The organism is Bradyrhizobium sp. MV1.5 (genome assembly GCF_055807615.1).
This window is the reverse complement of the sequence record NZ_JBVVPL010000057.1, coordinates 22,439-36,300: the sequence shown is the minus strand read 5'-3', so window position 1 is coordinate 36,300 and position 13,862 is coordinate 22,439. Positions and strand designations below refer to the sequence as shown.

Annotated in this window: 16 protein-coding genes; 8 read left to right on the top strand and 8 right to left on the bottom strand. The window is 66.0% G+C overall.

Annotation, left to right across the window (positions count from 1 at the left end; all coding sequences use genetic code 11):
- Positions 1–169: 169 nt before the first annotated feature.
- Positions 170–334 (top strand): DUF3309 family protein, encoded by a 165-nt coding sequence (locus AC0L2J_RS31795; protein WP_007596187.1) that lies wholly within the window; start codon positions 170–172, stop codon positions 332–334.
- A gap of 211 nt (positions 335–545) precedes the next feature.
- Positions 546–839 (top strand): hypothetical protein, encoded by a 294-nt coding sequence (locus AC0L2J_RS31790; RefSeq protein ID WP_007596188.1) that lies wholly within the window; start codon positions 546–548, stop codon positions 837–839.
- Between the two features lie 78 nt (positions 840–917).
- Here AC0L2J_RS31790 and AC0L2J_RS31785 read toward each other — a convergent pair whose 3' ends face one another.
- Positions 918–1,475, bottom strand: a complete 558-nt coding sequence (locus tag AC0L2J_RS31785; protein WP_473395624.1) for a DUF4112 domain-containing protein — start codon at positions 1,473–1,475, stop codon at positions 918–920.
- A 61-nt stretch (positions 1,476–1,536) separates the two neighbouring features.
- The gene (locus AC0L2J_RS31780; protein ID WP_473395623.1) at positions 1,537–1,962 is read right to left on the bottom strand and encodes a DUF5413 family protein; all 426 of its coding nucleotides are present in this window, start codon (positions 1,960–1,962) and stop codon (positions 1,537–1,539) included.
- A 133-nt stretch (positions 1,963–2,095) separates the two neighbouring features.
- Here AC0L2J_RS31780 and AC0L2J_RS31775 point away from each other — a divergent pair, with 133 nt between their 5' ends.
- The 3 genes from AC0L2J_RS31775 to AC0L2J_RS31765 all read left to right on the top strand — a co-directional run bounded on the left by AC0L2J_RS31775 (position 2,096) and on the right by AC0L2J_RS31765 (position 3,138).
- Entirely contained in the window at positions 2,096–2,341 is a 246-nt protein-coding gene (locus AC0L2J_RS31775) for a hypothetical protein (RefSeq protein ID WP_007614121.1), read from the top strand.
- Positions 2,342–2,377: 36 nt separating this feature from the next.
- Positions 2,378–2,605: a hypothetical protein gene (locus AC0L2J_RS31770; protein WP_007614124.1), complete on the top strand. Its 228-nt coding sequence runs from the start codon at positions 2,378–2,380 to the stop codon at positions 2,603–2,605.
- A gap of 170 nt (positions 2,606–2,775) precedes the next feature.
- On the top strand, positions 2,776–3,138 hold the full coding sequence (locus AC0L2J_RS31765; RefSeq protein WP_007614126.1) for a hypothetical protein: 363 nt from the start codon (positions 2,776–2,778) through the stop codon (positions 3,136–3,138).
- Between the two features lie 159 nt (positions 3,139–3,297).
- Here AC0L2J_RS31765 and AC0L2J_RS31760 read toward each other — a convergent pair whose 3' ends face one another.
- The 5 genes from AC0L2J_RS31760 to AC0L2J_RS31740 all read right to left on the bottom strand — a co-directional run bounded on the left by AC0L2J_RS31760 (position 3,298) and on the right by AC0L2J_RS31740 (position 9,612).
- Positions 3,298–4,917 carry a hypothetical protein gene (locus tag AC0L2J_RS31760; RefSeq protein WP_473395622.1) on the bottom strand — a complete coding sequence of 540 codons (1,620 nt, stop codon included), beginning with the start codon at positions 4,915–4,917 and terminating at the stop codon, positions 3,298–3,300.
- Between the two features lie 37 nt (positions 4,918–4,954).
- Positions 4,955–6,247 carry an adenylosuccinate synthase gene (locus AC0L2J_RS31755; protein ID WP_007614135.1) on the bottom strand — a complete coding sequence of 431 codons (1,293 nt, stop codon included), beginning with the start codon at positions 6,245–6,247 and terminating at the stop codon, positions 4,955–4,957.
- A gap of 197 nt (positions 6,248–6,444) precedes the next feature.
- Positions 6,445–7,128, bottom strand: a complete 684-nt coding sequence (locus AC0L2J_RS31750) for an ABC transporter ATP-binding protein (protein WP_473395621.1) — start codon at positions 7,126–7,128, stop codon at positions 6,445–6,447.
- Positions 7,121–8,347: an ABC transporter permease gene (locus AC0L2J_RS31745; RefSeq protein WP_473395620.1), complete on the bottom strand. Its 1,227-nt coding sequence runs from the start codon at positions 8,345–8,347 to the stop codon at positions 7,121–7,123. The genes AC0L2J_RS31750 and AC0L2J_RS31745 overlap by 8 nt, the downstream gene beginning before the upstream one ends.
- Positions 8,344–9,612 (bottom strand): efflux RND transporter periplasmic adaptor subunit, encoded by a 1,269-nt coding sequence (locus tag AC0L2J_RS31740; protein ID WP_473395619.1) that lies wholly within the window; start codon positions 9,610–9,612, stop codon positions 8,344–8,346. The genes AC0L2J_RS31745 and AC0L2J_RS31740 overlap by 4 nt, the downstream gene beginning before the upstream one ends.
- On the opposite strand from AC0L2J_RS31740, the gene AC0L2J_RS31735 reads away from it, so the two are divergent.
- The 3 genes from AC0L2J_RS31735 to AC0L2J_RS31725 all read left to right on the top strand — a co-directional run bounded on the left by AC0L2J_RS31735 (position 9,601) and on the right by AC0L2J_RS31725 (position 13,392).
- The gene (locus tag AC0L2J_RS31735; protein WP_473395618.1) at positions 9,601–9,780 is read left to right on the top strand and encodes a hypothetical protein; all 180 of its coding nucleotides are present in this window, start codon (positions 9,601–9,603) and stop codon (positions 9,778–9,780) included. The genes AC0L2J_RS31740 and AC0L2J_RS31735 overlap by 12 nt on opposite strands.
- 27 nt (positions 9,781–9,807) lie before the next feature.
- Positions 9,808–12,306, top strand: a complete 2,499-nt coding sequence (gene mgtA / locus AC0L2J_RS31730) for a magnesium-translocating P-type ATPase (RefSeq protein ID WP_473395616.1) — start codon at positions 9,808–9,810, stop codon at positions 12,304–12,306.
- A gap of 153 nt (positions 12,307–12,459) precedes the next feature.
- Positions 12,460–13,392 (top strand): DMT family transporter, encoded by a 933-nt coding sequence (locus AC0L2J_RS31725; protein ID WP_473395615.1) that lies wholly within the window; start codon positions 12,460–12,462, stop codon positions 13,390–13,392.
- A 53-nt stretch (positions 13,393–13,445) separates the two neighbouring features.
- Here AC0L2J_RS31725 and AC0L2J_RS31720 read toward each other — a convergent pair whose 3' ends face one another.
- Positions 13,446–13,835, bottom strand: coding sequence for a DUF1330 domain-containing protein (locus AC0L2J_RS31720; RefSeq protein ID WP_473395614.1), 390 nt, complete (start codon positions 13,833–13,835; stop codon positions 13,446–13,448).
- Positions 13,836–13,862 lie beyond the last annotated feature (27 nt).

Genomic DNA, 13,862 nt, shown 5'->3' with positions numbered 1-13,862 from the left:
CCCACCCCCCTGCGTTTCCCCCCCCGCGGCGTTTACAAACCCCCCCCCCCCAAAAAACCCCCCCCGGGGGGGCGGGGCCCCCCCCCCCCCCCCCCCCCGCCGCGATGTGCTTTTCTCACTTGGTGGTGCGGCCGGCCATGGCGTTGCGGCGGCCGCCAGGGAGGATGCCATGACGCTTGGGACCATCCTGATCATCCTGGTGATCATTTATCTCGTCGGCGGCCTGTCGGGCCGCATCGGTGGCTACGGCTACGGAATGGGTCATTCCGGCATGGGGATCGGCGGCCTCGTCCTGGTGGTGCTGCTCGTGCTGCTGCTCCTTGGCAAGCTATAAACCATTCAAACCACTGATATCGTTGTAACTTTCACAGTTGCGGAGCTGCCATGCGCGGATTCATCATCTCGCATCGCGGGGGTCGCAATTTTGTCAAAACGGGCTATATTAGAGGACGAAAATGACATGTGCGGCGCCCACTCGATGGTGGCCTCTGCCGGTCCCAACCCCACGCGCTTAAAGCCCCAGAGAGATCACGAGGTCTTTGACCATGCGTCCACTGCGTCCGTTCAACTTCAACACTTCCGCCGAACTCTTCCCCGCTGCGATCCGCAAGAAGAAGCGTGCAGGATTCACCTATCGCCGGTTCGGCACCGCGGCCGAAGCCGTGCAGTTCGCGATGGAGCAGTTGCCGACGGATTCGCTGAACGGCGCCTATCTCCAGGTCGAGGAAGCGCGCTTCGACCAGAACGGCATCCGCTCGCTCTATGAGAGCGAAGCCTTCCCGCTGCCCCGCCACCGCAAGCCGGTGGAAGCCAGCACCGACGCCGCCGACGCGGCATAAGTTTTCGTAAAGCACTCCGATGTGCGCTGAAAGCGCGATGCCCGAAAGGCCGTCGCGCTTTTTGCGTTTTGGGGCGTGTCAGATGCGCGGCTGCTTGTCGAGCCAGCGGCGGAGCAGACGCACGTTGCGCATGTTGGCACGGAACATGACGTCAAAGGCGTCGCCCGCGAACGGCACGATGCCGACGACGCCGTCGAGGGCGACATTGCCGAGCATGCGCGCGGTGATGTACCAGGGCGCCCCGAGCGCCCTCGCCTCTCGCACCAGCCAGAGCGAGATCGCGGTGGTGATGATGTCGCCGACGACGGGGATCAACCCGATCAAGCCGTCGATGCCATAGCGGATATTGGTTCCGGGAAGCACGAAGGCGACGTCGAGCAGCTTTGCGATCGCCTCGATCCGTGCGATCCGCTGCTCGCGGGTCAGATTGCCGAACGGGTTGCCAGCAAATGGACTATCTTTGCCGAACTCGAAGCGAAACTCGCGAAAGCCCTGCTCCAGCGTTTCGGGCCGGATCTCGTGACCGTCCTGATCGATGATCGGCCCACGCCCCTCGGTGCCCGAAGAGGCCGCACCCGGGCGGCTTCCCGAACGGGAGCGACGGGGAGCAAGGATATCGTCATCGGGCATGGTCATGGCCTGTAGGGAACGCGCCAGCGCGGCGGAGGTTGCTGCGGCGTGATCGAAGGTCGCGCCCTCAAGTCTGTGCTGCCGCCGGCTGCGGCTCCGGGACATATCTATGCACGAGCCAGGATGAAAGCACCGCCGGCACAAAGCCGACGAGGCCGTACAGGATGAATTGCACCGCGCCCGAGTCCGGCCCGCGCGAGCTGTAGGTCAGCGAGGCCAGGATGAAGGCGAACACGCCGACCAGCAGCATCCGCAGCACCGGGCCGATCCGGCGGATGTGGACCAGGATGTCGTCGACCGCACCGATCATCAGCGAGGGCAGGAAGCCGAACAGATAGCTGTATTGCAGGGATTTGAAGAACACTGCGAACAGCTTGCCGACCTCAGCGAGATTAGTCTGGGTCCAATAGCCGGACTGATAGGTCGTCGTCAGCAGCAGCAGGAACCCGCCCACGAACGGGCCAACCAGCGCAAACACGAGATAGCGTTTCATCAGGCACCCTCATCCTTCGCCCCGTTATAGCAGCGCCGCGGGAACCTTGAATAGCGGGAGGTGCGGGCTCTGCCCTGGGAACAAGCGGCATAGCGACGGACTTGAAACTCACCTGTCAGATTTGGAGCCCCCGATGTCCCGCAAACTGTTCTTCCTGGCGACGATCGCGCTGGCGGCCGTGAGCGGCCTGTCGAACGCGCCCGCTTTCGCACAAGGCCATATGGGTTCGCCGCAGGAGCAGAAGGCCTGTTCGCGGGACGCCTCGCGATTCTGCCGCAAGGACCTCGGCAACGACATGGCCGTACAAGGCTGCTTGCAAGCCAACCGGGCCAAACTGTCGCGGTCCTGCAGCAAGGTCTTTCAGAGCCACGGCATGTGAGGACCGGAACCATCCCGGCGAACGGAGAGTGAAGCCATGTTACGCGACGAACAGCTCTCGATTCTCAGGGACATCAGCCAATCCATCGCCTTTGCCGACGACCGGCACGGCAAGATAGGCGAGCTGATCGCCGACGGTTACGTGATGAAGGACGGCGATCTGTTCGAGCTCACGGCAAAGGGCGTTACGGCTGTCGAGGAGCACGCAGCGCTTGGCGCAAGCGATGCGGAGCAAGCGAGCGTATCCTCCGATCGATTGATCTGATCGCACGCGAGTCGCATTGTGCGTGACGTGCGCGCAACAATTGCGAATTCCTTTTCGCTTGCCATTGCGGCCGCGCGACAATGGCGCATACTTGATTCGGGCGGCGCAGCACTTTTCGATTCGAACATCACGAGAGATCGAGCGACCACATGCGGGATTGAGGTCCCGGCGTGAAGGCTGTGACATGCGGCAGATCAAGCCGCGTGCGGCGCCCCAAAATCAAGTGGCTCAAGCCCACGGAACTCGGGGACGCATTCTGCATGACACGCAATCAGACGATCGCAACTCTCTTCGCCGTCACAACCGCAGCCATCGCATTCCAGACATCGCCCGGCCTCGCCTTCTCCTCCGAAGCGCAGCAGATGTGCTCCGGCGATGCCATGCGGCTGTGCTCGAGTGAGATCCCCGACATCCCCAGAATCAGGGCCTGCATGGTGCAGAAAAAGGCTCAGGTCAGCCCCGGCTGTCGCGCCGTGATGGACCGCGAGCACGCAGCCGCGACATCGCGCAAGCGGGAAGCCACGGCGCAGTAGAGAGAGCGTACCTGCGGCCATCCTTCGAGACGCCCGCCCAAGGGGCGGGCCCTCAGGATGAGGTCTCGTTTCGCGGCGAGATATCAAACCCTCATGGTGAGGAGCCCACCAAGGCGGGCGTCTCGAACCATGCAGGCCGAGGTCTCACGGAGTAGAGATCTAGTCGCCCCACTGCGCGAAGGCGTCGTTGAAGGCGCGCTCGCCGGGAGCGCCCTTCTCGATGGCGATGATGGCGCGGCGCTGGTTGGCGTAGACCAGGGGCACGTCGAACCAGGAGCGCTCCTTCAGGAGCTGGACGTTGCGGCTGCGGTCGGCGTCGACGTTGGAGAGGCCGACCAGGAAGAAGCCGTCGGTGACCTTGACCGCGAGGCCCGCGAGCGGCGTGCCGCGTGCCTGCTCGTTCGACTTCATCAGGATGCCCGGCACGTTGGCGACGCCGCCGCCCGAAAAGTCCGCCGGCAGGACGAAGGTCAGCTCCGCGGTGTGGCTCGCCGGCAGCGAGGAGTCGGTGTTGCGGCGGAACGACATCGTCATCTTGAACTTGCGGTCGGGGATCTCGATGTCGGCGCGCACGGCGACGTCGGCCTTCTGGTTGCCCGACGCCTTGATCGGCTCGAGCCGCCACACCACCGAGCCGACATATTGCTTGCCCTTCGGATCGGATGGATCCTCGTCATAGAGCACGACCTTCTGCGCCACCGGCGCGACCGGCTGGTCGCTGGCCGAGGGCTGGCCGACGCGATCCGGAATCTTGGGCTTGCTCTGCGGCTGAGACGAATCCCTGGGCGCCTCCACCACCTGCGTCGGCGAAGACTTCAGCAGGTTGGTCGCGGTCTGGACCAACTGCTTGCCCCAGAGGATACCGGCACCGACCAGGATCAGCACGATGCCGACGGCGATCGCGCTCTTGAACGGAAACACGGAGCCGGTGCGGGCGCGCTTCTTCTTCGTGTCGCGATCGAGAACGGGGATGTGCGGACGTTGCGACGGCGGCTGCGACGGCGGCGCGTAGCGCTCGGCCTCCTCGATCGATTCGTCGTAGGAGTAGGGCGCGTCCGCCCCGGCGGCGCGATTCTCCAGGCTCGGCTCGAGCCGGTCGAAGTCCGGCGAGGGCGAGGGCACGTTGGCGTAAGTGCGGCGCGCGGCACGGTTGGCTTGCGCGGCGGCGCCGCCGAGATCATTGGCGTCGGCCGTGATGTCGCGGAAGCCGCGCACGCCCGGCGCCGGCGGCAGCGGCGGTCCCATGTCCGGCGGACGGCGCCCACTGGCGCGATCACGTCCGGCCGGCGGAGGCTCCGGCATCGACGGCGGTGCCGGCGGACCCGGCTGTCGCGGCGCGTCGAAACGCGGAGCCCGCGGCGCACGCGGGGCCTCGCCCTGGTCATCGACATTGAAGGAGGGCCGGTCGGCGCGCGGCGGCGGCGGAGCCGGACGGGTGCGCGGCGGGGCGGCGGTTTGGGGCGCTGGCGCGTTGCCCTCGGTGGCGCGGGTGCTGGCGCGGCGGAAGGCATCGCCGCTGCCGCTGCTGCGGGTGCTGCCACCGGGGCGCGAGGCCTCGCGGGCACGCTGGGCAGCCTCCGATTCCACCTTGCGGACGGCCTCTTCCAGCGAGAGGCGCTCGCGGGTGATCTCGGATTCGGAGAGCGGCGGCTGCACGCTGCGCAGCTGCGCGATCAGCGCCGTGCGCGCCCGCTCGTAGAGCGCGCGACGGCTCTCGCCGGGAGCGTTGGGGTCCAGGGCGGCAATAGCGCGGGCGATCAGCGGATAGTAATCAGCCATTTCTACTCAATTATACGCGCGTCCCGGTAAGAGATCGTTAAGCCTCAAACGGATTTTGTACGAGGATAGTATCCTCGCGTTCGGGGCTGGTGGAAAGCAGTGCGACCGGGCACCCCACCAATTCCTCGATCCGGCGGACATATTTGATCGCCTGGGCCGGCAGCTGGGCCCAGGACCGCGCATTGGCGGTCGGCTCCTTCCAGCCCTCGATGGTCTCGTAAATCGGCTCGACCCGGGCCTGGGCGCCCTCGCCCGCCGGGAAATGATCGATCTCCTTGCCGTCCAGCTTGTAGCCGGTGCAGACCTCGATCGTGTCGAAGCCGTCGAGAATGTCGAGCTTGGTCAGCGCCAGACCGTTGATGCCGCAGGTCCGGACCGCCTGGCGAACCAGAACCGCATCGAACCAGCCGCAGCGGCGGGGCCGTCCGGTATTGGTGCCGAACTCGCGGCCGCGCTCGCCGATCTTGCGGCCGGTCTCGTTGTCCTGCTCGGTCGGGAACGGGCCCTGGCCGACGCGGGTCGTGTAGGCCTTGCAGAGGCCGAGCACATAGCCGACCGCGGCGGGGCCGAGGCCCGACCCGGTCGCGGCCTGCGCCGCCACCGTGTTGGACGACGTCACATACGGGTACGTGCCGTGATCGACGTCGAGCAGCGCGCCTTGCGCGCCCTCGAACAGCATGCGCTTGCCCTCGCGCCGCTTGATGTCGAGCAGCCGCCACACCGTCTCGGCATAGGGCAGGAGCTGCGGCGCGAGCGCGGTCAATTCCTGCACGATCTCCTTGCCGTCGAACTCCGGCAGGCCGAGGCCGCGGCGCAATGCGTTGTGATGCGCCAGCAGCCGGTCGATCTTGTGCGGCAGCGTGTCGAGATCGGCGAGGTCCATCAGGCGGATGGCGCGGCGGCCGACCTTGTCCTCGTACGCCGGGCCGATGCCGCGGCGGGTGGTGCCGATCGCGGTCGCCGCATTGGCGGATTCGCGATGCGCGTCGAGTTCGCGGTGCAGCGGCAGGATCAGGGTGACGTTCTCGGCGACCCGCAGATTGTCCGGGCCGACCGCGACGCCCTGCGACCGCAGCTTGGCGACCTCGTCGAGGAAGGCGGCGGGATCGAACACGACGCCGTTGCCGATCACCGACAACTTCTGCTCGCGCAGCACGCCCGAGGGCAGCAGCGCCAGCTTGTAGGTCTTGCCGTTGATCACCAGCGTGTGGCCGGCGTTATGGCCGCCCTGGAAACGGACGACGATGTCCGCCTGCTCCGACAACCAGTCGACGATCTTGCCCTTTCCTTCGTCGCCCCACTGGGCGCCGACGACGACAACATTGGCCATTCGCGGGTAATCCCTATGCAATCTGTTAGATGCGCCCAGCCCAATCACGGCCGGGGCCGCTCGAACGCGAGGCAGCCAACCGGATAAAGGATGCAGCCTCTGTAAGCAAGCAAGAACGGGGCTTTTTCGGGGCCCAATGCTCTATCCAAGCCCTTGATATCCCCTAAAAATCCGCTTCCCGGACGGGCTCTACGACGTTAGGCCCGGATGCGGCCGTCGACTACTTCGATGATGCGGTCGCAGCGCCGCGCCAGATCCATATTATGGGTCACCAGCAGGAAGCTCGTGCCGCTGTCGCGGTTGACCTGCCTCATCAGCTCGAACACGGCATCGGCCGATTTGGTGTCGAGGTTGCCGGTCGGCTCGTCCGCCAGCACGAGATCCGGATTCATGGCGAGCGCGCGCGCTACCGAGACCCGCTGCTGCTGGCCGCCCGACATGTTGTTGGCGAGGTTGCCGGCGAATTTCTCCAGCCCGACCTGCGCCAGCAGCCGGTTCGCCCGCTCCTCGATCTCCGCAGATGGAAAGCCGCGATCGACCAGTATCGGCATCATGACGTTTTCCTGCGCCGTGAAGGCCGAGATCAGGAGATGATACTGGAAGACGAAACCGATGGTATGGCCGCGCAATCGGGTGATCTCGGCGTCGCCGAGCGCAGCCGTGTCCTGTCCCTTGATCAGAAGGCGGCCCGAGGTCGGCCGGTCGAGCAGGCCGACGATGTTGAGCAGCGTGCTCTTGCCCGAGCCGGACGGGCCGATCAGCGCCAGAAACTCGCCGTGGTCGAGCTCAAGGTCAATACCGTGCAGCACCTCGGTTTCAGTCGGCAGGCCGACATTGTAGGCCTTGCACACCTTCTCGAGGCGGAGGATTTCGCTAGCCACGGATCGCCACCACCGGATCGAGTTTGGCCGCCCGCACCGCCGGCGCCATCGCGGCGAGCAGGCCGGTGATGGTGGCGAGCAGCGCCGTATAGATGAACAGGCTTCGCTCCAGAACCAACGGAAACAATTCCGTGCCGTCGGCCTGGCGCGCCACCGAATGCCAATAGACCAGCGCAAAGGCGCCCATGGCCGCGCCGAACAGCGAGCCGACGAAGCCGAGCAGCCCGCCCTGCACCAGGAACACGCGCAGGATCTGGCCGCGCGAGGTGCCCATTGCGCGCAAGATGCCAATATCCTTGGAACGCTGGATCACCGAGACGACCAGCACGGCCGCGATGCCGAAGGCGACGGAAAGGCCGACGAACAGGCGAATCAGGGTGTTGGTGTTCTGCTGGGCCTGCACCGCGGTGAAGAACTGCGCATTGGTCTTGATCCAGCTGTCGGCCTCGACCACGTTGGAGGCCTGGATGCGCTGGGCGATCTCCTCGGCCGCATAGATGTCGCCGACGGTCATATCGATGGTGGTGATGCCGCCGATCATGCCGAGCAGCGACTGCGCGGTGCGCAGCGCGGCATAGCAGATGCGCTGGTTGGCGCTCTTGTTGCCGAGGTCGACGAGGCCGGAGACCGTGAGCACGCGCATGGCACCGGATGCGGCGCGAATGTTGAGCTTGTCGCCGACGGTGGCGCCCAGATCCTTCGCGAGTTCGATACCGATGATGATGTCCTCGCTGGTCAGGCGCGGCTCGCCGGCGACGATATAGTCCGGCACCTTGACGATCTTGAAATAGGAATCCGGTTCGACGCCGGATAGCGTCACGGAACGGCTGGCGTCGCCGCGCACCACAAGCACGGAGCCAAGGATGGTCGGCGATACAGCGACGACCTCGGGCATCGCCTGCATCTGGTTCCTGATCTTCGGCCATTGATCGATCGAGATCACCCGCTGGCTCGGGCGCTGCACCACCGCGTCTTCGAACTCGCTTGCGCCATTGCGCAGAGGGCGCGCGACCTGGTCGGGCGCGAGAAGCTGGATCTGCGGCTGCGAGGTCAGCACGCGCTTGATGAAATTGGCCTGCAACCCCGCCAGCATCGCCGACATGAAGACGATGACGCCAACGCCGATCGAAATGCCGCCGATGATGAAGGCGGTCTGGAGCCGGCCTTCGCGCAGGAAACGCACGGCCATGGTCCATTCGAAGGGCAGCCAGCGGTTCATGGCAAGACAGGACGCACGCGCTGACCGGTCAGGACGCCGGAACTTTGCGGGATCGCGACATCGCCGGCAGCGAGTCCGTCGGTGATCTCGATATGGCTGTTGCCGCGCAAGCCGATCCGGACCGGCCGCTGGCTGGCGCGGCCGTTCCTGATGCCGAGCACCCAGGGAGCGCCCGACAGGGCGTCGTGCACCGAGCGCACCGGCAAGACCAGCGCATCGTCCTTTGCGGCGACCTCGATATCCACCGAGACCGTCATGTCCTGGCGCAGATAGTCCGGGGGATCGGCGACCGTCAGCTTCACCTCGACCGATGCGCGGGAAATGTCGATGCCGGGATTGATGTAGGTGATCTCGGCAGCGAAGCGCCGGTCCGGATAGGCGTCTGCCGAGGCGAGCGCCTTCTGCTCGAGCGCTATCTTGCCGAGATTGCGTTCGTCGATCTGCAGCACGAGTTGCGCGTCGCCGGCCGGCGCGAGCACCAGCAGCGTCTTGCCCGGCTGCACCACGGTGCCGCGTTCGACGCTGCGCGTGATCAGGACGCCGTCACGGGGCGCGGTGATCGTCGCGTAATCGAGGCGGGATTCGGCGGTGTCGAGATTGGCGCGCGCCTGATTGAGCAGGGTCTGGGCCATCACGTAGTCGCTGCCGCCCGGGCTTGCCGTGTAGACCTGAAATTGCGCCGAGCGCATCTGGGCGCGGGCGACGTCGAGCGTCTTCTGCGCATCGTCGAGCGCGGCGCGCGTAGCATAGCCGTTGTGTTCAAGCTGCGCGGTGCGGTCGTAGGTCTGCTGGGCGTTGAGCAGCGTCGCCTTGGCCTGGGTCAACGCCTCGTCAGCCGAGGGCCGCGTCAATTCCTCGATCTGCCTGATGCGCGCTTCGGCCTGGGCCACCGCGCCCTGCGTCTGCACCACGCTCGCTTTCAGTTCGCGCGATTCCAGCGAGATCAGGGGCTGGCCCTTGGTGACCTTTTCGCCTTGCTGCACCAGCACATCCTGCACCGTGCCAGTGAGCTGACTGCCGATCTCGACCCGGAACGGCGTCTCGACGTGGCCGCTTGCCACCACCGTCTCGACCAGGCGGCCGCGCTTGACCTGGTCGACCACCATGGCGGGCCCGAGGATCGTCCGCGCGCTTTGCCAGACCCCGAGGCCGAGCAAAACGACGACAACCAGGATGAACCATTTGTGACTGAGAAATCCCGACCATGGCGCCGCGACGGAGATCCGCCTGTCAGGCGGCGGCAGGATCATCGCTTGCTCGACCATGAAACGCCATCCGAATCGCACCGGACCGGCCGGCGGATTCGTCCTCATCTCGATTTCGATCGTTGCCCGGCGAAAGCCGGGCTTGATGCCGATGAAGCTAGCGTGCCCTCGGCATTCCAGATTGCGGTAGGTCAACAGGTTGCGCCGAATTTCGAGGCATCTGCCTGACGAGACACTTCGAAACGGGAGCCTTGCTTGTCGGACAGTCCAGCGCACGCCGACAACCGCTTCTGGCATCTTTCACCCGATCAATTATGCAAGCGCCTGGGCTGCGGCCTCACCGGCCTGACCGCCGCGGACGCCTCCGAGCGCCTCGATCGCTTTGGGCCGAACAGCGACGCGCGGCCGCGCGGCGAGGGTGCGGCGCGCGCCATCATGCGCCGGCTGCTGGAGCCGCTGTCTCTGATCCTGCTGGTTGCCGGCATCGTCTCGATGCTCACCGGCGACGATATCGGCGGGCTCATCATTGTTCTGATACTCGTGCTCTCGATCGGGCTCGACACCGTCCAGGAAGGCCATGCGTTGCAGGCCGCGGAAGTGCTCCGCCGATCGGTGGCGCTCAAGGCCGAAGTCAGACGCGACAACGAGTTCCGCGAGATTGACGTCGATCGGCTGGTGCCCGGCGACATCCTGCGCGTCCGTTCAGGCGACATCATTCCCGCGGACGCGCTCATCCTGGAGTGCACAGCCTTCACCGCGGGCGAAGCGGCGCTCACCGGCGAACCCTATCCGGTACAGAAGCGCGCCGGCGCCACCACCGACCCGGACGACACGTCGAATGCACTGTTTCGCGGCGCCGTCGCGCAAACCGGCGAGGCGATCGCGCTCGTCGTCAGGACCGGACGCGACACCGTGTTCGGAGCGGCGGCCTCCGCACTTGCCGAGGCCCAGACGCCTTCACCGTTCGAACGCGACTTGCGCGAATTCGGCCTCGTGATCGCGCGCGCCACGCTCGCATTGGTGCTGGTCGTGCTCACCGTCCGCGTGGTGTTTGGCCGCCCCGTGATGGACTCGCTGCTGTTTGCCGTGGCGCTCGCGGTCGGGCTGACGCCGGAACTGCTGCCAATGATCACCACGGTGACGCTGTCGCGCGGCGCGCTGCGCATGGCCGGCCGCAAGGTGATCGTCAAGCGCCTCGCCGCGATCCACGATCTCGGCGCCATGACCGTCTTGTGCACGGACAAGACGGGCACGCTGACCTCGGCCGAGATCACGCTGGCCAAGAGCCTCGACGCCGCCGGCAAGGACGATGCCAGCGCCGCGCGGCTCGGCGCCATCGCCGCGAAACTCGGCGGCGATCGCGGCTCGCTCGACGCGGCGCTGGTTGCCGGCCAGTCGAATGCCGCGCAGGGCTGGACCCTCGCCGGCAGGCAGGCGTTCGACTTTTCGCGGCGGCTGGGATCCGTGCTCGCGACCGGTCCCGAAGGCGCGCTGCTCATCGTCAAGGGCGCGCCGGAGGCGGTGCTCGAGCTGTGCGTGATGGACGACGGCGCCCGGACCCGCGCGATCGCCCGCGTGCACGAACTCGCAAACGAAGGGCTCCGCAGCATCGCGATCGCCTCGCGCCCTTGGACCGGCGCAACGCGCGAGGTCGAGACCGCCGACGAGACCGATCTCGCGTTCGAAGGTTTTTGCGCCTTCGCCGACCCGCCGAAGCCGACGGCCGCGGCCGCGATCGCACGGCTCGCGGCAACCGGCATCACGCTGAAGATCCTGTCGGGCGACGATCCGGTGGTGGTGAAGCGGCTCGCCGGCCTGGTCGGGCTGAATGCCGACCGCGTCCTGTCGGGAGCCGACATCGCCGAACTCAGCGACGAAGCACTGGCAGTCCAGGTTCAATCGACCGACGCCTACGGCCGGCTAGCGCCCGATCAGAAGTCGCGCATCGTGAAGGCCCTTCAGGCCGGCGGCGCGGTGGTCGGCTTCCTCGGCGACGGCATCAACGACGCTCCGGCACTGAAGGCCGCCGATATCGGCCTGTCGGTCGACGGCGCGACCGGCGTGGCGCAGGCCGCCGCCGACATCATCCTGCTCGCCTCGGATCTCGAAGTCGTCGCCGACGGCGTCGAAGAGGGCCGGCGCACCTTCGCCAACATCATGAAATACGTCCGGATGGGCGCGAGCTCGAATTTCGGCAACATGCTGTCGATGGCGATCGCCTCGATGGCGCTGCCGTTCCTGCCGATGCTGCCGACGCAGATCCTGCTCAACAACCTGCTCTACGATCTCTCCGAGCTCGGCATCCCCTTCGACCAGGTCTCGCGCGCGGCCACCGCGCAGCCGCAGGTCTGGAGCATGACGCGGCTGGCGCGTTTCGCCGCGATCATGGGGCCGTTGTCCTCGGTCTTCGACTTCCTGACCTTCGGCGCTCTCATCATGCTGTTTCATGCGTCGCCGGACGAATTCCGCACCGCATGGTTCATCGAATCCATGGCGACGCAGATCCTCGTGATCTTCATCATTCGCACCAATGGCCGACCGTGGCGCAGCTGGCCCGATCCGGTGCTGTCCGCCTCCTCGCTGGTCGCCCTGCTGGTCGCGATGGTGGTGCCCTTCACGCCGGTCGGTGCCTGGTTCGGCTTTGTTGCACCGCCACCGGTCATGATGGGCGGCATCGCGGTTCTGGTTGCCGTCTATCTCGCCTGTGCCGAACTGTTGAAGCCGTTCGCGATCGGTGCCGGGCTCAAGCGTTGAGCGGGTTCCGGCCGCTGCCATGCATGGACGCGATGCGCCTCGCGCCGTTGATATCGGCCGGATTTCCGTGTCTTTGAACGGGCCGGGTCTGAACCGGCCCGGGTGCCGCCGGGCTGGAGGCTCGGCGCATGACGCGGGGCCACAACAATCACAATGTCCGCCACCGACGAGACCACCGGGGCCGCCACGTCCGGCCACAACTGGATCGCCAACCAGCCTTATCTGCTGCTCAGCATCACCGCGCTGTGTTGGGCCGGCAATGCGATTGTCGGACGGCTCGCCGCCGGTCACATCCCGCCGGTGACGCTGTCGTTCCTGCGCTGGTTCTTCGCCTTTCTGCTGGTGCTGCCGTTCGCCTGGAAACACCTTGCGCAGGACTGGCCCGCGATCCGCGGCAAGCTCGGCCTGATGGTCACGCTCTCGATCACCGGCATCGGCGCCTTCAACACGCTGCAATATTGGGCGCTGGAGCATACGCAGGCGCTCAACACGCTGCTCTTGCAATCCGCCGCGCCGCTCGTCGTGGCGCTGTGGTCGCTCGCCATCCTCGGGATCAGGCTCACCGCAGCGCAGGCCTTCGGCGTGCTCCTGTCGATGTGCGGCGTGCTGATCATTCTGCTGCATGGCGACTTCACCACGCTCTCGAACATCGACTTCAACAAGGGCGACCTCATCTTCGTCGTCGCGCTCGTTATCTTCGCGCTGTATTCGGTGCTGACCTTGAAGCGGCCGCCGATGCACGGCCTGTCATTCCTCGCCTTCACTTTCGGCTGCGGTGCTGCCTGTCTCATTCCGCTGGAGATCTGGGAGCTGTCCGCGCGTCCCGTGATGAAGCTCGACGGGCCGAACCTCCTGACCCTGTTCTATGTCGCGGTGTTCCCCTCGACGCTCGCCTATCTCTGCTTCAATCGCGGTGTCCGGCTGATCGGCGCCAACCGCGCCGCGCCGTTCTTCCATGTCGTGCCGGTGTTCGGCTCGATCATGGCCATGGCGTTTCTGGGCGAGCACCCGCAGGCCTTCCACTTCATCGGCTTCGCGCTGGTGCTGGCCGGCGTGTTCGTGGCGTCACGGAAGCAGGCGGCATAGGTCCTCCTTCTCCGCCGCAGGAGAGGGGGAAAAGCGCCCCGCTGCAGCCAAGCCTACTTCACTTTGAACTTGCTGTACGCTTCGTTCATCGCAATGATGACGTGCTCGGCGCAGGCGTTGACGCGGTGCGGATCAGCCTCGGTCTCGTAGGCCTCCGACGTCATCATGTCGACGAAAGCCGCAACTGTGGGATAATGGACCAGCGCCACGAAATCCCAGTTGTTGCCCTGCTGCGGGCCGAGCGCGACCGCCTTGGCGTCGCCGGTCCAGAGCAGCGTGCCGCCGCGCGCCTTGATCATCGGCACTGTGACCGCACTGTAGCGCAAATAGGCGTCCCAGCCGGAACCGTCGCCGTCGCCGGAGCGCGCGTGGAAGCGCATCAGGTTCAACATCACCACCGGTGCATGCCGATCGAGCCGCTCGAGGCCATCGATGTTCAACATATTAACCGCCAATGCCGCCTCCTCTGG